Source organism: Psychrobacter sp. APC 3279, from assembly GCF_030407795.1.
Lineage (GTDB): Bacteria > Pseudomonadota > Gammaproteobacteria > Pseudomonadales > Moraxellaceae > Psychrobacter.
The window spans coordinates 57,790-76,443 of sequence record NZ_JASDCR010000007.1 but is presented as its reverse complement, the minus strand read 5'-3'; the positions used below and the strand labels follow the sequence as shown (position 1 = coordinate 76,443).

The following is an 18,654-nucleotide window of genomic DNA, read 5'->3' as shown; positions in this document are numbered from 1 at the left end:
ATCAAACACAGTGCCTTTTTTTGCTTCCTACATTTTTACTTTCTACATTATATAGGTAACAGGTTTAGGTAAGGCGTGGGCTTTAAGCAGGTGTACCACTATGAAAACGTAGCTCAGCATCTGGGCTACTTATTAATTCAGCCTCTACTTCCTTAAAGAAAGCAACTCGCTCATCGATATTCTCATCTGATAATGATTGAGCGAGTGCAAGATAATCTTCAAAATGACGGCTCTCTGACTTGAGTAGATAACGATAATACTTCGCTAAACGCTCATCGTCGATGACTTCGGCCAACGCGGCAAAACGCTCACAAGAGCGTGCCTCAATAAATGCCCCAATTATCAATACATCAACCATCGCTGCTGGCTCGTAAGTGCGCTTATGCTTCAACATACCTTTAGCATAGCGTCCAGCACTTAGATATTTCCATTCCTGCCCACGCTCATTCATGATGCCCAACACTTGCTCGTAGTGCAGCATCTCTTCACGTATTAGCTGTGCGAGTTTACGCTGCAAGTCATACGAGAACTCATAACGAAATATCAAATTCATGGCAGTGCCAGCGGCCTTTTTTTCGCAATTGGCATGGTCTTGAATAATCATAGGTAGGTTTTCAATCGCAGCATTTACCCAAGATTGCGTGGTTCGAGCACCTAAGAAATTATAAACAGGAGATAAGTCTACCTTTATAGGAGTACGTAGATGCGTAATATCGACACTGTCTTCTTCAGGCAGCTCTTTTTCGATTAAATCTGTTCTAGTACTATTATTTACAGTTTGAGAAATATTTTCTTCGACAGATTTTTTTTCGATACTATCGTTATCTATAGTATTTGCTGTTGATTGGAATGTTGCGAGGTCTTGTTGATTGATAGTCATAGTTTAAGGAAGCTTTATTTATGAATGGTGATATGAGTAATTATATCGTTAGTCTGACCTAGATACGATGCTAAATAACTGACAGTCATCAATAAGTGTTTATTAATAGATAACGATTAAGCATAATTAAAGATATCAATGATTACTTACTGTTTATAATAACGTTGCTGCATCTAATTCCCAGATAATGATTATAGCTCCTAGAGCAGGCCACTTATACATTATCATTATTAAACAGCCTAAGTATTTACTTAGTGAATGGTGTTTCCTTGTTAATTTTATTATTTGATAGTAGGATGAGATTTTGCTCTTTAAGCATTTCGTCTTATTTTTATGATTCACTATTAGTAAAGAGTAAGTCTAATATCAATAGATTGCCTTTTACTAGAACATCAAATTTGTAGATATATCTTCTTAGAAAAATTAGAGAATCAAAGATTCCACAATGAATGAAATATGAACTTTTAAACCTCACAAGATTAAAAAATCTTAAACAGTTACTGTCACAACTCAGTATTAGTACCCCTCACGAACAGATAAGGATAACAATATGAGCCAGTCTTCTAACACCAATCGTATTCAAAAAGGCAGTCTTGCCATCGATCAGCAGTTATATGACTTTATTGAAAACGAAGTATTACCGAAAGTCGGTGTGGATTCAGACGATTATTGGTCAGGTTTCGAAAAGGTTATTAAAGAGTTTACCCCGCGCAATAAAGCACTATTGGAAACTCGTGACAAGATTCAAGCACAGATTGACCAATGGCATCTAGATAATCCTGCAAAAGATGGCGAAATCGACTATCCAGCTTATAAGACATTTTTACAAGAAATTGGTTATTTGCTACCTGAAGGCGAAGCATTCACGGTTGATACCAAAAACGTCGATGACGAAATCGCGCACATCGCAGGGCCGCAGCTAGTCGTACCAGTTCGTAATGCTCGTTATGCGCTTAATGCGACCAACGCACGTTGGGGTAGCTTATACGATGCTTTGTATGGTACCGATGTTATCAGCAGTGATAATGGTCAAGAAGCGGGTGGTAGCTATAATCCTACTCGCGGCGCTGCTGTTGTCGCTTACGCTAAAGCGTTCTTAGATGAGCACTTTACACTAGCATCCGGCTCTTACAATGATGTGACTGGCTTTAAAGTAGTCGATGGCAAGCTTGAAGTCGTACAAGGTGATAGCAGTACTGAGCTAAAAGATACGGCTAAGTTTGTCGGTTTTGTCGGTGACGCTGAAGCTCCTACAGGTGTACTGTTAAAGAACAACGGCTTGCATGCTGAGATTCAAATCGATAGTAATCATCCAGTGGGTAAAGACGATCCAGCAAACATCAAGGACGTACTGCTTGAGTCGGCTATGACAGCCATTCAGGATTGTGAAGACTCAGTCGCTGCGGTAGATGCAGAAGAAAAAGTCGAAGTCTATCGTAACTGGCTTGGCTTGATGAATAGCGACCTACAGGAAACCTTTGAAAAGGGTGGCAAAACGCGTACGCGTAAGCAAAATCCAGATCGTGAATATAACACGCCAGATGGTGGCAAGCTGATCTTGCCAGGTCGTTCGCTATTGTTGATTCGTAACGTCGGTCACTTAATGCAGAACCCTGCCATCTTAGTCGATCTAGGCGAGGGCCAAGAGCAAATATTTGAAGGCTTAATGGATGGTTTAATCACGCCATTGTTATCACTTAATGATATCAAAGGCAAAAACGAGCTATCAAACTCGCGTCAAGGCTCAATGTATATCGTGAAGCCAAAAATGCATGGTCCTGAAGAAGTGAAAATGGCCAATGACTTATTTAATGCGTCAGAAGACCTGTTAGGTCTAGAGCGCAATACGCTAAAAATCGGCATCATGGATGAAGAGCGTCGTATGACGGTCAACTTAAAAGAAGCTATCCGCCAAGCTAAAGAGCGTGTTATCTTTATTAACACAGGTTTCTTAGACCGTACTGGTGATGAGATGCATACCAGCATGAATGCAGGTCCATTTGTACCAAAAGGCGAGATGAAATCGCAAGCATGGCAGCCTGCTTACGAGCAGTGGAACGTTGATATCGGTCTAGAGACAGGCCTACAAGGTCGCGCGCAAATTGGTAAGGGTATGTGGGCTAAGCCTGATGAAATGAAAGAGATGATGGATACTAAGGCTGCTCATCCTAAGTCTGGTGCTAGCACTGCGTGGGTACCATCACCAACGGGCGCTACCTTGCATAGCATACACTATCATCAAGTGAGCGTAGCTGATGTACAAGACACGCTAAAATCACGCGAGCGCGCTAGCTTGGACGACATCTTGACCATCCCATTAGCAAAAAATACCGACTGGACTGACGAAGAAAAGCAGCAAGAGCTTGAAAACAATGCTCAAGGTATCTTGGGTTATGTCGTACGCTGGGTAAATCAAGGCGTTGGTTGCTCCAAGGTGCCTGATATCAATGATGTCGGTCTCATGGAAGATCGTGCTACTTTGCGTATCTCAAGCCAACATATTGCTAACTGGTTGCATCATGGCGTGGTTAGTGAGCAGCAAGTGATGGATACGATGAAACGCATGGCCAAGGTCGTCGATGAGCAAAATGCAGGCGATGATGACTATCAATCAATGGCAGATAACTTCGATAGCTCTTATGCATTCAAAGCCGCCTGTGATTTAGTCTTCAAAGGACGCGCACAGCCTAGTGGTTATACTGAGCCATTGTTGCATCAAGCACGTTTGGATCTTAAAGCAAACGCTTAGAACAATAGACTAAATATGACAGGTATTTGAGCATACTTGATGAGCAAGTATGCCAGTCAGTCTTGCTCGTTTGTAACTGATAAATTTGCTCAAATAGATTATTAACTTCTTAATTAGCGCTATTTATTTTTAGTAAATAGCGCTTTATTTTGGACTATTATTCGATGTTTATTATAAAAATTTAAGAATATTAGTAATCATATTAACCAATATTATTCGTATCTAATTGAGTAAGCGGAAGTTTTTTAACAATCGTTCAAATAAAATGAAGGGTCTATTATTTGATAATAGATGTATCGAAAAGGCAAAAAAATATGTTGCAAATTATGTCAAAGTTGTTATGCTTGTACTCGAAGTATGAGTTTGGTAACGGATGTTACGCAATGGAAGGATAAAAACTAAAGATTACATGGCAGTTACTTTTTTAATCCCAGTTATGTAAATCATGGTTTTTTTCATCTTACTGTAATAGAACTTCGCCACACTTGTTTCTGACTAATCTCGGTAGCCAGTTACACATTATATCTTTGAGGATTTGTGACGATACCATTATGGGCGCCAGCTAATCATAGCTTGCTCATTACTACAATTGTAAAGTGGAGATACCCCATGAAAAAACTACTTTTAGCTACAGCAATCGCAGCCCTATCTGTATCTGCAGCAAATGCAGCGCCAACTCTATACGGTAAAGCATTCGTTACTGCTGATTATGTAAATGCTGAATTTGATGCAGTTGGTAGCGCGAATGATCGCGATGAAGATACTGTAGAAATCAACTCTAACTCTTCACGTATTGGTATCAGAGGCTCTGAAGCTCTAACTGCTAACACTGACGTTATCTATCAGCTAGAGTATGGTACTTATGTTGATGGTGATGAAGATGGTTTTAAAAACCGTGATACATATCTTGGTGTCGTTAACAAAAACTTTGGTGAGATCCGTGCTGGTAAAAACCAATCTACTTTGGATTATGTAAACAACGTAATCGTTAACGATGGTTATTGGGATAACCTAGGTGGCAACAAGCTTGAGTCAAATGAAGAGCAAGGTGGTTTGAATATGGCAGACAGTGGCCGTATCGCTAGCTCTATTATCTGGAAAGCACCTAAATACAACAACCTACCGTTAGCGCTTGCTCTCATGTACAGCTCTGATGAAGACAATGGCAATAGTGATGACGGTTTTGGTGCATCATTGATGTTTGATCAAGGTACTGGCTTTACTGCTGGTGTGGCATATGATAAAGATCAAAACATCGATGGTGATATCATCCGTGGTACAGCAACTGTCGATCTAGGTAAATACATGGCCGCTCCTATTACTTTAGGTGCATTGTATCAAGTAGCAGATTTTGACTACGAGGGTGATACCGAAAAAGAGAAAGGTTTTGTTCTTAGTGCAGCAATGGGTTTAGCCAACTTTGCTCGTCCAGCAACCATCTATACTCAGTACAACAATACCTCGAACCTAGATGGCGTCGACAACGCTGATTCAGACCAAATAGTGGTCGGGGGTAAATACTTCTTCAAAGACAACATCATCGCTCATGCTTATGCGGGTATGAACAAAGCTGAAAACGTCCAACCTACAGGTACAGACGATAAGCCTTATGTAGGCGGTAAAGGTGATGTTGATGTAGTAGTAGTTGGTGGCGGTCTAGAATACTTATTCTAGTAACAACTAGAATTTGACGCCAAAAAACTCATCCTTCGGGGTGAGTTTTTTTGTTGTATGTATTATTTGTGACAAAAGTCTACCGCTGAGGTAGAAAACAAGAGTTTCAGACAGTTTGCATTTTTGCCCTATATTTTATGGCGTATTTTTAGTAAAATCCTTCTTTACCAATTGTTGATGAGTACTATGACCAAGTTTATATTTGTGACCGGTGGGGTAGTGTCCTCACTAGGAAAAGGTATCACCGCCGCTTCTCTTGCTGCGGTCTTAGAAGCACGTGGCGTGACTGTCACGATGACCAAAATGGATCCGTATATTAACGTCGATCCAGGTACGATGAGTCCGTTTCAGCATGGTGAAGTATTCGTCACTGAAGATGGCGCAGAGACCGATTTAGATCTGGGCTATTATGAGCGCTTCTTGCGTCACTCAAAGATGAGTAAAAGTAATAACTTCACCAGTGGCCGTATTTATCAAAATGTTTTAAATAAAGAACGCCGTGGTGAATACCTTGGCGGTACGGTACAGGTTATTCCGCATATTACTGATGAAATCAAAAACAAAATCCTTGCCAGTGGCGAAGGGTATGATATCGCTATTATCGAAATTGGCGGTACCGTTGGTGATATCGAATCACTTCCGTTTATGGAAGCCGTACGTCAGATGCAAGTAGAGCTTGGCCGTAATAGAGCCATGCTAATGCATCTTACTTTAGTACCGTATATTGCTAGTGCGGGTGAGACCAAAACTAAGCCAACGCAGCATTCAGTGAAAGAGCTGCGCTCTATTGGCCTACAGCCTGATATCTTAATCTGCCGCTCTGATCATCATATCTCACAAGATAATCGTCGTAAGATTGCGCTATTCACCAACGTTGAAGAGCGTGCGGTCATCATGTGTGAAGATGCACAAAGTATCTATCAGATACCGCGCACACTACACGAGCAAGATCTTGATGATCTAATTTGTGAGCGTTTCGGTCTTGATGTGCCTGAAGCTGATTTGAGCGATTGGGATAAAGTGGTTGAAGCTCAGTTGAATCCAGAAGGAACAGTGACTGTTGCAATGGTCGGCAAATATGTTGAGCTTCCAGATGCTTATAAATCTATTAACGAAGCATTGCTTCACGCAGGTATCACTCATAAAGTAGACGTGAAGATTGATTACATCGATGCTGAACGTCTAGAAGATGACGATACTTTACTTGCGCAGCTAAACGATGCTGATGCTATCTTAGTACCAGGCGGTTTCGGTGAGCGCGGTACGATGGGCAAGATAAAAGCCATCACTTATGCTCGTGAAAACAACGTTCCGTATCTAGGCATTTGCCTTGGTATGCAGTTGGCTGTGATTGAGTATGCGCGTAACGTACTTAACATTAATGCCAACTCTTCTGAGTTTGATCGTAAGACAGCTGAGCCTATCATTGGTCTGATCACTGAGTGGTTAGATGAGCGCGGCGAGCTACAGATTCGTAGTGATGATTCAGATTTGGGTGGCACGATGCGTCTAGGCGCACAGCAAGCAGAGCTGGTTTCTGGTAGTAAGCTAAGCCAAATTTACGGTGCAAGCAATATCACTGAGCGTCATCGCCATCGCTATGAGATGAATAACCGTTATATCGAGCCACTAGAGCAAGCAGGTATGACCATCTCTGGTTATTCTGCCAAGCAGCATTTGGTAGAGTCGGTAGAGATCTCTGAGCATCCGTGGTTTGTTGCTGTACAGTTCCATCCAGAGTTCACTAGCTCACCACGCGGTGGTCATCCATTGTTTAATAGCTTTGTAAAAGCGGCTAAGAACCACAACGAATCAAAATAGCTCTCAGAATGTAATGTATATTGAAAGCGTTTATTATAAAAAAGACTAATCTCCGGATTGGTCTTTTTTTGTTTAATTCAGGCTGTTTGTTGTTATTAGCCAAAATCATTTTTACTAATGATGTCTAATTACGCTTGCATACTTTTTTTAATCAGCCTATCGGTTACAATATGGGATAGAGATATTAATAACAAAATTAGAGGTAATGGCTTCATGGAAAACTTATTGACCGCCCAATCACATATCACGCTCAATACTCCTAACAACGATACGATTAATATTGGTAACGATCAGCCTTTTGTATTGTTCGGTGGTATGAATGTTTTAGAGTCTAAAGAATTGGCATTTGAGATTGCTGAGCAGTATGTTGATATTTGCCAGCGCTTGGGTATCGGCTATGTTTTTAAAGCAAGCTTTGATAAAGCCAACCGCTCAAGTTTGCATTCGTATCGTGGGCCCGGTTTAGAGGAGGGTATCGATTGGCTAGGTCAGATCAAAGAAAAATTCCAAGTACCGATTATCACTGATGTGCATGAGCCACATCAAGCAGCACCAGTTGCTGAAGTGGCTGATATTATTCAGTTACCTGCATTTTTGTCGCGTCAGACAGATTTAGTGCATGCGATGGCAAAAACAGATGCCATTATTAATATCAAAAAGGCGCAGTTTTTGGCCCCTCACGAGATGCGTCATATCGTTAATAAGTGCCTAGAGGGTGGTAATGATAAATTGATACTTTGTGAGCGTGGTAGTGCTTTTGGCTATAATAATTTGGTCGTGGATATGCTTGGTTTTGATACTATGAAGCAGATGGATATACCGGTATTCTTTGACGTGACGCATAGCTTACAGCAGCCAGGTGCACGTAGTGATAGCGCTGGTGGACGTCGTGAGCAGATTACAACGCTTGCCCGTGCAGGTATGGCTACAGGATTGGCAGGGTTATTTTTAGAAGCGCATCCAAACCCAGAAACTGCAAAATGTGATGGTCCATGTGCGCTGCGTATGAGCCAACTAGAGCCTTTCTTACGTCAGCTTAAGCAAATTGATGATTTGGTCAAAGGTTTTGAAGTATTGGATACTCATTGATACGGTACGTAATAAGAGGGCTATACAATGGCAATTCAGATGGCGCAAGTAAGCATCGAAAATATCGATGATGCAAAGGGCTTAGATAGCGTAATGATTGTGCTTAAGAATATCTCAGGCGTGACGGCTATTAATTTGGATCCTAAGCATAATGTCGCAACGGTGAGCTATGATGATACAGATACTAGTATCCATGCCTTAACAGCAGCGATTAGTATGGTGGACTATGTGACTCAGCCATTTCCGATCGATTCACCGCAGAACCCGCACCATAACGATTTATAATTACAAATAGCTATTGCTATAAATTTGTCGATGCGCTCTTTTACGTTTTTATTAATAAGTTGCTGTCTTGTTAATAGCATCTCGTTAATAAAGCAACAACCAAACGGCCTTGTTGTCGAGGATAATAGGGCTTATGCTTATTTAATGTAGCTTTGATAGGTGCTCTTACTTTGATAACTTAAAAAATATCAAAGTTATTATTAACAGAATAACTATTAGAGTTGCTCATTACTAATAAAAATAAGGAGCCCAATATGGCAGATCAAACACGTATTATTAAAATTGATGGTATGACCTGTGGCGGATGCGTAGCAAGCGTACATACAGCAACAGCCGATATTGATGGATTAGAGACTATTACTGTTGATCTCGCTGACAACTTAGCGACGATAACCTTTGATGATAGTAAAACCAGTGCAGAGGCTATTGCTTCAGTTATCGACGATGCGGGATTTGAGGCGACAGTTGCTAACTCATAAATCTCATCTTCTATGTAAAGAACCAGCTAACATGTTATTACAAGCATGATAGCTGGTTTTTTAATGATTAACGATTATGAGTATTCAGCTTCAATATTTTGATACATTGCTACTTTGTCTAAAATACTCATGCTGAATACGATATAACCTAATTGCTTTATTTGAATTTTTTACCAACCCACTGATATTTTATCGTGGTTCCTACGAATTTATAGGTACCATGACGAGTTTTATTTATGAACGATACCACCCGTACTACCAAAGATGAGTCTTATGATGTCGAAACTGATGTTGAGTCCAACACGCCACTGACACCGCAACGCGCGCATTTGCAATTGGCGATTGATGGCATGACTTGTCAGGCCTGCGCCTCAAGAATCGAGAAGGTGCTTAACAAAAAGCCTTCGGTGTACGAGGTAAGTGTAAGTTTTGCTGGCGAGACTGCCAATGTCGATTATGATCCGACCCAAACGACGCCCGAACAGGTGACGGAGTGGGTGAATAAAACAGGCTTTGTCGCTAATGTGCAGGCAGCCGATAGCTTATTTGCTCAGACTGACGAAGATACCGCCACTCAATACCCATGGCGTTTGATCGGATTATGGGTTTGTTTGGTGCCATTTTTGGTGGGTATGGTAGGTATGTTGGCGGGTTTTGGTATGGCGTGGATGCCGCCAGTCTGGGTGCAATTTATTTTAGCGACCATAGTACAGTTTGGTTTGGCGTTGCCGTTTTATAAGAGCGCATGGGCATCTATAAAAGGTGGCCTTGCCAATATGGATGTGCTGGTGGTCATTGGTACAGTGACGATATGGGCGTATTCGACTTATCTTTGGCTCACGCATGGCGATGGTACTTTAAACAGTCTTTTGCAAAGTGGGCATCTGGGCGGACACGGTGCTAGTAACAGCCCAGCCGTATATTTTGAAGCAGGGGTGATGGTCATTGCCTTTGTACGTACAGGTAAATATCTTGAGGAACGTACCAAGAAGCACAGCCTAAACAGTATTGATTTATTATTGTCATTGACACCTGATGAAGTAGAGCAGCAGCAGCCAAATGGTGAATTTCATCGTATTTCGTTGTCTGACGTGCAAGTGGATGACGTCCTACGTGCAAAACAAGGCAGCCGCGTCGCTACAGATGGTACCGTCATAGAAGGCAGCGGCTGGTGCGTGGAGAGTCATTTAACTGGCGAGTCGGTAGCTCTCAAAAAAGAACAAGGCGATGGATTGCTGGCAGGTGCCTTGGTAGAGAATGGCAGTCTGCTATACCGTGTCAGTGCGAAGGGCAGTGATACTAAGCTGGGTGATATGGTGCAAGCATTGAGTGATGCACAAGGTTCAAAAGCCAATCTAGCGCGTCTCGCGGATCGAGTAACGGCTATTTTTGTCCCCGTAGTGGTAACGATTGCGTTGGTTACTTTTGGGGTCACATGGTGGCTGACAGGTATGGTTGATACTGCACTAATGCACGCAGTATCGGTGTTGGTCATTGCTTGTCCTTGTGCGCTTGGTTTGGCCACGCCAGCGGCGATCATGGCTGGTATGGGTGTTGCCGCGCGTCATGGTGTTTGGTTCAAGGATGCACAAAGTCTTGAGGCAGCAGGCAATATCGATACGGTAGTGCTCGATAAAACGGGCACATTGACTATTGGTAAACCTACTATCGTCGATCATGTCATGGTGGATAAGTCGCTTGCTGTGGACGATGTATTGCAGATTGCGGCCAGTGTCGAGGCGCACGCCAGTCATCCATTAGCAACTGCTCTGGTAAACACAGCTAAAGACCGCCAATTAAATCTATTTAATGTGACTGATATTAGTGTGATAAAAGGCGCTGGTATACAAGCAAATATCGAAGGGCTTGGATTAATAAAAGTGGGTACGGCAGAGTTTGCGAACCTGACGCTGCCAAGATTTATGCCAAAAGTATGGCAAATTGCCAGTACCGTTGCGATTAGTATTAATGACGAGCCATTAGGCGCGTTTGCCCTAGCTGATGACTTAAAGGCAGATACGCCGCAAGCAATCGCTGCACTACAAGATGCGGGTATTAATGTGATTCTGATGAGTGGTGATAAGCAGTCCGTCGTCGATCATGTAGCAGGGCTGTTGGGCATTGATAAGGCTTATGGCAAGATGAGCCCGCGTGACAAGGCCAGTCAAATTGCATTATTGCAAACTGCTGGTCATAAGGTAGCGATGGCAGGAGACGGCGTCAACGATGCGCCAGCGATGGCCACTGCTGATGCCAGTTTTGCGATGTTTGAGGGGACTGATGTCGCTCAGCATAGTGCCTCTGCACGTCTAATGGGTGAGTCGCTCATGCATATCGATGCGGCACAAAAAATCGCTCAAGCAACACTACGCAATATTAAGCAAAATTTGTTTTTTGCCTTTATTTATAACTGTCTTGGGATTCCACTTGCTGCGTTTGGGTTTTTGAATCCGATGATTGCGGCGGCAGCTATGGCACTTAGTTCTATCTCAGTTTTGATGAATGCGCTACGATTGACACGTTTTAAGACAGAAGTTGAGCTAGATAATACGGTATCAACCTCTCATACGGATAAAGAACGCATAGCGAAATAGTAGCTATCATATTTGCTTAGGTATTTTATAAATATAAAACAGATAGCCATCGCATATCTGTATATCTAGAATTGTTTTTATGACGGCAAGTCGGTGTAAGATAAGGGAAGTTTGGTAAAATATATGCTATGATGCCAAGCACTATAGCCGACTATTAATCTGCTCCATACACCTCTAATCGTTAGGCAACGATAGCCACAAGATAGAAAGGTATGAAGGGTTTTTAGGACTATGCGCTATATGATATTTTGCTTTATCTTTTTTGTATGCTAGCTGCCGTTATTTATCTCACAAACTTGGCATGACCAAAGGAATTAACAGACATTATGTACGCTGAAGAAACCAACAACGTCACCGCAATTAAAGACATTCGCGCTCGTGAAATTTTAGACTCGCGCGGCAACCCAACTATCGAAGCTGATGTTATTTTAGCTGACGGTACCGTCGGCCGTGCTGCTGCTCCAAGTGGCGCATCAACAGGCTCACGTGAAGCGCTTGAGCTACGTGATGGCGACAAGACCCGCTTTATGGGTAAAGGCGTCAAAAAAGCCGTTTCTAATGTCAACAGTCAAATCCGCAGTGCCTTGATTGACAAAGATGTGACTGAGCAACAGGCTATTGATGATGCCATGATTGCACTAGATGGTACAGAAAACAAAGAAAGCTTGGGCGCCAATGCCATGCTAGCTGTGTCACTTGCGACTGCAAAAGCCGCAGCCAAATCACAGAATCTGCCATTACATCAATACATCGCTAATCTACGTAATCAAACGTCGTTGACCATGCCTGTACCGATGATGAACATCTTGAACGGCGGTGAGCACGCGGACAACACAGTTGATATCCAAGAGTTTATGATTGAGCCTGTGGGCTTCACAAGCTTCTCAGAAGCGCTACGTGCTGGTACAGAGATTTTCCATAGCTTAAAGTCAGTATTGAAATCACAAGGTCTAAACACTGCCGTTGGTGATGAAGGTGGTTTTGCACCGAACCTACGTAGCAACGAAGAAGCTATCACGGTTATCATGCAGGCGATTGAGCAAGTTGGCTACAAAGCTGGTGAAAATATTCATCTTGCGCTAGATTGTGCGGCTAGTGAATTTTACAAAAACGGTCAATACGTTTTGGCAGGTGAAGGTAATAAAGCCTTTGATAGCCAAGGGTTCTCAGACTATCTAGTTGGGCTAGCACGTCAGTATCCTATTATCTCTATCGAAGACGGTCTTGATGAGTCGGATTGGGATGGCTGGAAATATCTGACCGAGCAGATTGGCGATAAAGTCCAATTGGTTGGTGATGATTTGTTTGTAACCAATCCTGCAATCTTGCAAGAAGGTATTGATAAGCATATTGCCAATGCTATTTTGATTAAATTTAATCAAATTGGTACTTTGTCAGAAACGCTAGATGCGATTTATATGGCTAAGAAAAATGGCTATGCAACCATCATTTCACATCGTTCAGGTGAAACTGAAGACAGCACCATTGCAGACTTGGCAGTTGGTACAGCGGCAGGCCAGATCAAAACTGGCTCACTATGCCGTTCAGACCGCGTAGCGAAGTACAACCAATTGCTACGTATCGAGCAGCAAGTACGCGCAAGCTACCGTGGTCGTGAAGAGTTTATCGGTTTACGTGGCTAAGAGTTTAACTGGCTTTTTAGCGTAATATACGTTGAAAAGCCTAGACTCATCAGCTGAAGTCAATATTTAGGCGGTATATATCATTTATATATCGCCTAATCAGCTTAGACTTTACTATCTTTTTTATATCGTTTGGCGTTATTACCTTATGAAATATTTTAGCCAATTTATACTACTTGCTTTAGCCGTTGCAGTGCTTTTAGGATTGCAATATCAGTATTGGTTGGGTGAAAATGGTCGTTTTGAACACAATAAATTAACAGCTCAAATTGAAGAGCAACAACGCTTTAATGACAATCAAGTTGCAGCAAACAACTTACTACGCACCGATGTTCAAGATTTAAAAACAGGACTTGAGGCCGTAGAAGAGCATGCTCGCTTAGATTTAGGTTTAATCAAACCCAATGAGACTTTTGTCCAAGTATCTACTGCACCAACCACGCACAGCAACTATTAGCTTTATAAATACACTAGCTTTCACAAATACACTAGCTTTGACGACATGAATTAATTTTCATGATGCATCATCATAATGTTGTTATCTGACAACATTCATCACACTTAACACCTGCTTTATTCCTCTTTACATATACTGTCATGGGCTCAAGCCATGAGTACACTACTATGAATACAACCTTTAATATACATGCCATGATCGTCGCAGCTGGTCGCGGCAGCCGTTTTGGTGCGTCTATCGCCAAGCAATATACAATGCTAAAAGGTCAGACGCTGTTGCAGCATAGTGTGGCACGACTTGCTTGTAACGATTACATTGATAATTGTCTATTGGTCATATCAGCCGATGACAGCACGGCACAACAATTAGATTTTGCACTTCCTGTGCGCTATACAGTCGGCGGAGCGGAGCGTTGGCAGTCAGTACAGGCAGGTGTGGAAGCAATTAGTCTGACAGGTGCTGATGATTCAGATTTGGTGCTTATTCACGATGCAGCACGTCCCGCTGTACCAAGTTCAGATATCGATCAAGTGATTAAAGCAGCGATGTTTGAGCCTTACGGCGCTATTCTAGCGACACCAGTGGCCGATACGTTAAAAGCTTCCTATCAGCGAGCTATATCCACAGAAGAGAGTAGTTTGCATTCTTATACCAAATCTACCATTGATCGTAGCAATATGTGGCAAGCACAAACCCCACAAGTATTCCGCTTAGGTCAATTAAAAAAAGTTCTAAATCATGTGTTTGAACATCAGCTAAGCATCACAGATGAAGCCAGTGCTTTTGAACAACTAGGTTTACCAATACGCTTAGTCTCTGGTAGTCGCCAGAATATAAAACTGACTTATCCTGATGATGCGGTACTGTTAACAGCGATTATGGCGCTTCAGTCTTAGCCTCAAGTCTACTTCTGTTAACGAGTATCAGTTTTACTCCTTTTATACTTAATAGTAGCCATGATAAGTATTAGGGCTGCAGTAATCACTATATCCTCGTTAAAATTTTCTATACTATTTTTAAAGATTAATCCAAAAATCAACTATTACTAAATCCTATACCAAGAATATATATAATCTACTTTGGAATATAGTATGGTTGTTACATATGTTTTTTGTGTCTAAGCGGGCCTATGTCTAGTAATAGGTTGCTTTAATGACCAAACTAACCTATGATGTAACTAACTTAATACAATTAATATAAAAACTTATAAAATCAATAATATATCAGACTAATTCATTACGCTTAGTTATGTTGTCTCTATATTTTTTCTGAAGTTAGTATGATTGTTTTAGCGACATTTACCTGATAATAGGGAGAAGCTGATTGTCAACAATCAACGATTCAACAAATCCAGTAACGCTAGATCTCTGCCAGCTTGTATATATAAGCCGGATTACCTCTGCTGGTCTTTCAAGTCCTAGCACGCTTAATGATATCTCAGAGACCGCAGTTGAACGCAACCAAATAGATAATATCACGGGTATTCTTTGCTATGGCAATGGCTACTTTTTACAGTGTGTCGAGGGATCAGAGCAGGCACTAACAAACCTAAAAAATCGTTTGTTGGTAGATAATCGACATAAAGAATTAAAAATTTTAGATTTTTCTGAAATTACTAAACGCCGTTTTGCCAGTTGGTCATTACGTTCAATTACCCTTGAGCGTTGGATGACTAAAGAGCCTGAGCTTAAAAAGTTAATGCCATTTAAGCCGTATGAGTGGGATTCTAATGAGTGGCAGAAGTTCTTAGACATATTGCAGGGATACTATGAAGAGCAAACGAGAACAGGTAACGTTGATACGCCTCCTGTCAAATACAGTACGCTAGGGGTGACTTTAAGTAAGGTTGTAGGGCAGCATCAGGCGTTCTTTTTAATCCAGACGATATTGGGATTGATGATAGTGGCTACGTTGCTATGGTTGCTGCTGTAATCGACAGATATGAATAAGGTTCCCATTGAGCCAAGCTATATTTATAATTAATAAGACAACCATATAGAAAAAGCCAGCATTCAAGTGATGCTGGCTTCTTTATTTAAAAGAATAAGTTGGCTTTTAATAACAGACATAAAAAAACCCAGTTCATAATAAATTATGAACTGGGTTTTTGGTGGTACGCTTGTTAGTCTAATCTAGTGCTAAGCAATAGTGCTAACAAGTGACGCCAAATAGTGGCGTCCCCAGGGGGATTCGAACCCCCGTTACCGCCGTGAAAGGGCGGTGTCCTAGGCCTCTAGACGATGGGGACTAGTAACAACACTTCAACTGCTTTCACCATTTATGCTAAAGTGGTGCGTATTTTAATAGCGTCGGCGCTTCCTGTCAAGCCTTTTTCTACGTCTTTTTAAAATTAAATATCTTTTTTTAATTGCGCGACGTGGATGTAGGTCATTTCGCTTTAAATGATAGCGAATCCATAAAGAAGTACAGGCACTAATCGTCAGTGCGAGCAGCATATAACCGAGAATGGTGCCCCATAACTTGAGCTGTGGATCCATAATAAAGTCCCTCCTGTTAATCTTGATAATGCTTACTATCAAGACAGTGTGAGCAACTTAAACCATCTATAGGATATAACTATATCGCTTAAGAGTGACATTTTATCATCAGACAGTTATTCATATCCAATAGAACAACTACGTCTGTCATCAATAAATAGTTCCATCTATATATTATGATATCAATCATATCCCTATTGATTGCCAAATCAAGATGTCAAAGTCATCAAGTATTACAAATAGCACTATTATGTATGATTGGCAATATAGGATATGTGACTTATTTACTATCGCTATCAGTTGACTCTTCTTTCGCCTCTTCATTATGCAGCGCATTGGCCAACATAGGGTAGTTATTTAGTATATGGCAAAATAGCTCAGCAGTCTTTTGAGTGTCATACAGAGCTGAGTGAGCATTCTTACCATCAAACTCCAATCCTGCTGCTTTACAAGCGCGTGCTAGGACGGTTTGACCAAAGGCTAATGCTGATAAGGTGACGGTATCGAATACTGAAAAGTTATGAAATGGATTGTGGTTTTTGCTATTGGTTCGTAGCACAGCTGCATTCAGAAAAGCCAAGTCAAAATGGGCATTGTGCCCAATTAAGACACATTGACGGCATTCTTCGTCACGGCGTACGTCTTTTAACCCTTTAAAGATTCGGCGCAATGCTGTCTTTTCATCTTCCGCAATAGATTTACGCATTGGGTTTTTAGGGTCAATACCGGTAAAGGCAAGCGCACTTGGCTCTAAGTTTGCGCCTTCAAAAGGCTCGATATGAGCGTTGAGAGCTTCACCTGGATAAAATACACCTTGCTCATTCAGTAAGACTGGGATACAGGCAATTTCTAACAGGGCATCGGTCTGGGCGTTGAAGCCTGCTGTTTCCACATCGACGACGACAGGCAAGAACTTGCGAAAGCGGTCTTTTAAGGCCATAGGCGCTTGCTCATCTGTCGCTGAAGCTACATCTTTCGGGGAATTGCTTAGAGTAGCATCAAGACTAGCAGGTTTAGGGTTTGATAAGTCTTCGTCAGGCAAGGTCGCTATGTTTTGATTGGTCATATAAAGTTAAATCACTTTTATCAGTCGTACTAATATATTGAATAAGAAATAAGCATCCTATGATACTAACTGTACCTTTAGTACAAAGACATCTACTACAAAGGTATCATTAATATCATAGGATAAAATAATAGGTCATTTATTGAATGCTAAGCTTTGCGGGCGTTAAGCCTTAATCGACCAAGGTAGCGTCTCACCTGCCATTAGGGGCGTCAATGATGTACCATCAAAATAAGGATAGTCAGTCGGTACTTGCATAGGTGTGTTGACAAGCGTGACAGTGCTTTCATTTAGAGGCAAGCCGTAGAACTGAGCGCCAAAACGACTGGCAAAGCCTTCTAACTTATCTATTTTCCCAACACTATCAAAGGCGGTCGCATATAAAGGCAGCGCCGTGGCTGCACTATAGCAACCTGCACAACCACAAGCGGCTTCTTTTTTGTCTGTCGCATGTGGCGCAGAGTCGGTACCCAAGAAGAACTTTGGATTACCACTAGTAGCTACATCTAATAGCACTTTTTGGTGGCTTTCACGCTTCAAAATAGGTAGGCAATAAAAATGTGGTTTGATGCCACCAACCAATAAATGATTGCGGTTAAACATCAAATGCTGCGGCGTAATAGTGGCAGCAACATGGTTACCTTGTGACAATACAAAATCTGCCGCATCGCTGGTAGTGATGTGCTCTACTACTATTTTCAACGTAGGGAATTTCACGATAATTTGTGCCAACACTTCATCTAAGAAACGCTTTTCGCGATCAAAGATATCTATATGGTCTTGAGTAACTTCACCATGGATTAGCAATGGCAAATTATATTTTTCTAATGCTTCAAAGACATCGACGCAGGCATTGATATTGGTGACACCGTCTGCGGAGTTGGTAGTTGCTCCTGCAGGGTAGAGTTTGACTGCCTGTACGATACCTGACTGCGCTGCCAACTCGATGTCTTGGGCAGTGGTATTATCCGTTAAGTATAGGGTCATACGCGGATCAAAAGCTGACTTGCGCTCAAGACTTAAGTTACTTGCTGCTAATTGCTCCATGATACGTGCGCGGTAAGCAATCGCATCCTGCGTGTTTTTGACTGGAGGCACCAGGTTTGGCATACAGATGACACGGTTGAAGCTGCTTGCTGCATGAGGTACGGTCGTGCTCAAGGCTAGATCGTCACGCAAATGAATATGCCAATCATCTGGCTGAAGGATGGTCAATTCTCTAATCGAATCAGTCATAGTGTCAAAGCGCTCTATATCGTCAAATAAAGGAAACAAAAGGGAGTAATACTGTGGGTCTATCATAACAGATTTGCCCAGTTGACTAAATATACGGCGAAATATCTGTGCATAATTTGAGGACATGCTCCAAGTGCTTTAAAATTTACGCCAAAAGCGCACGCCTTATGGCAGTTAGACTTT

15 protein-coding genes and 1 tRNA gene are annotated in these 18,654 nt (G+C 41.8%); 11 read left to right on the top strand and 5 right to left on the bottom strand.

Annotated features, from left to right (window positions below; all coding sequences use genetic code 11):
- Positions 1-82 precede the first annotated feature (82 nt).
- Positions 83-880 (bottom strand): tRNA-(ms[2]io[6]A)-hydroxylase, encoded by a 798-nt coding sequence (locus tag QL898_RS05025; protein ID WP_290176014.1) that lies wholly within the window; start codon positions 878-880, stop codon positions 83-85.
- A gap of 550 nt (positions 881-1,430) precedes the next feature.
- Between QL898_RS05025 and QL898_RS05020 the strand changes: the two genes are divergently transcribed.
- The 11 genes from QL898_RS05020 to QL898_RS04970 all read left to right on the top strand — a co-directional run bounded on the left by QL898_RS05020 (position 1,431) and on the right by QL898_RS04970 (position 15,603).
- On the top strand, positions 1,431-3,629 hold the full coding sequence (locus QL898_RS05020) for a malate synthase G (protein ID WP_290176013.1): 2,199 nt from the start codon (positions 1,431-1,433) through the stop codon (positions 3,627-3,629).
- Positions 3,630-4,238: 609 nt separating this feature from the next.
- Positions 4,239-5,303, top strand: a complete 1,065-nt coding sequence (locus tag QL898_RS05015; RefSeq protein ID WP_290176012.1) for a porin — start codon at positions 4,239-4,241, stop codon at positions 5,301-5,303.
- Between the two features lie 186 nt (positions 5,304-5,489).
- Complete coding sequence (locus QL898_RS05010) at positions 5,490-7,124, top strand: CTP synthase (protein ID WP_201548206.1); 1,635 nt, start codon at positions 5,490-5,492, stop codon at positions 7,122-7,124.
- Positions 7,125-7,337: 213 nt separating this feature from the next.
- Positions 7,338-8,213, top strand: a complete 876-nt coding sequence (gene kdsA / locus QL898_RS05005; protein ID WP_201548207.1) for a 3-deoxy-8-phosphooctulonate synthase — start codon at positions 7,338-7,340, stop codon at positions 8,211-8,213.
- Between the two features lie 27 nt (positions 8,214-8,240).
- Positions 8,241-8,498 carry a heavy-metal-associated domain-containing protein gene (locus QL898_RS05000; protein ID WP_290176011.1) on the top strand — a complete coding sequence of 86 codons (258 nt, stop codon included), beginning with the start codon at positions 8,241-8,243 and terminating at the stop codon, positions 8,496-8,498.
- Positions 8,499-8,752: 254 nt separating this feature from the next.
- Positions 8,753-8,977 carry a cation transporter gene (locus tag QL898_RS04995; protein WP_201578727.1) on the top strand — a complete coding sequence of 75 codons (225 nt, stop codon included), beginning with the start codon at positions 8,753-8,755 and terminating at the stop codon, positions 8,975-8,977.
- Between the two features lie 236 nt (positions 8,978-9,213).
- Positions 9,214-11,571 (top strand): cation-translocating P-type ATPase, encoded by a 2,358-nt coding sequence (locus QL898_RS04990; protein ID WP_290176010.1) that lies wholly within the window; start codon positions 9,214-9,216, stop codon positions 11,569-11,571.
- 326 nt (positions 11,572-11,897) lie between these two features.
- Positions 11,898-13,214: a phosphopyruvate hydratase gene (eno, locus tag QL898_RS04985; protein WP_290176009.1), complete on the top strand. Its 1,317-nt coding sequence runs from the start codon at positions 11,898-11,900 to the stop codon at positions 13,212-13,214.
- Positions 13,215-13,362: 148 nt separating this feature from the next.
- On the top strand, positions 13,363-13,671 hold the full coding sequence (locus QL898_RS04980; RefSeq protein ID WP_290176008.1) for a septum formation initiator family protein: 309 nt from the start codon (positions 13,363-13,365) through the stop codon (positions 13,669-13,671).
- Positions 13,672-13,838: 167 nt separating this feature from the next.
- Positions 13,839-14,567 (top strand): 2-C-methyl-D-erythritol 4-phosphate cytidylyltransferase, encoded by a 729-nt coding sequence (gene ispD / locus QL898_RS04975; RefSeq protein ID WP_290176007.1) that lies wholly within the window; start codon positions 13,839-13,841, stop codon positions 14,565-14,567.
- A 427-nt stretch (positions 14,568-14,994) separates the two neighbouring features.
- Positions 14,995-15,603, top strand: coding sequence for a BLUF domain-containing protein (locus QL898_RS04970; protein ID WP_290176006.1), 609 nt, complete (start codon positions 14,995-14,997; stop codon positions 15,601-15,603).
- 240 nt (positions 15,604-15,843) lie between these two features.
- Here QL898_RS04970 and QL898_RS04965 read toward each other — a convergent pair.
- The 4 genes from QL898_RS04965 to pyrC form a co-directional block, all read right to left on the bottom strand.
- Positions 15,844-15,919: transfer RNA gene (locus QL898_RS04965), tRNA-Glu, on the bottom strand.
- Positions 15,920-15,971: 52 nt separating this feature from the next.
- Positions 15,972-16,169 carry a hypothetical protein gene (locus QL898_RS04960; protein ID WP_134292217.1) on the bottom strand — a complete coding sequence of 66 codons (198 nt, stop codon included), beginning with the start codon at positions 16,167-16,169 and terminating at the stop codon, positions 15,972-15,974.
- Positions 16,170-16,449: 280 nt separating this feature from the next.
- Complete coding sequence (gene rnt / locus QL898_RS04955; RefSeq protein WP_290176062.1) at positions 16,450-17,109, bottom strand: ribonuclease T; 660 nt, start codon at positions 17,107-17,109, stop codon at positions 16,450-16,452.
- 291 nt (positions 17,110-17,400) lie between these two features.
- A complete protein-coding gene (gene pyrC, locus QL898_RS04950; protein WP_290176005.1) occupies positions 17,401-18,471 on the bottom strand; it encodes a dihydroorotase in 1,071 nt (356 codons plus the stop codon).
- Between the last annotated feature and the right edge of the window lie 183 nt (positions 18,472-18,654).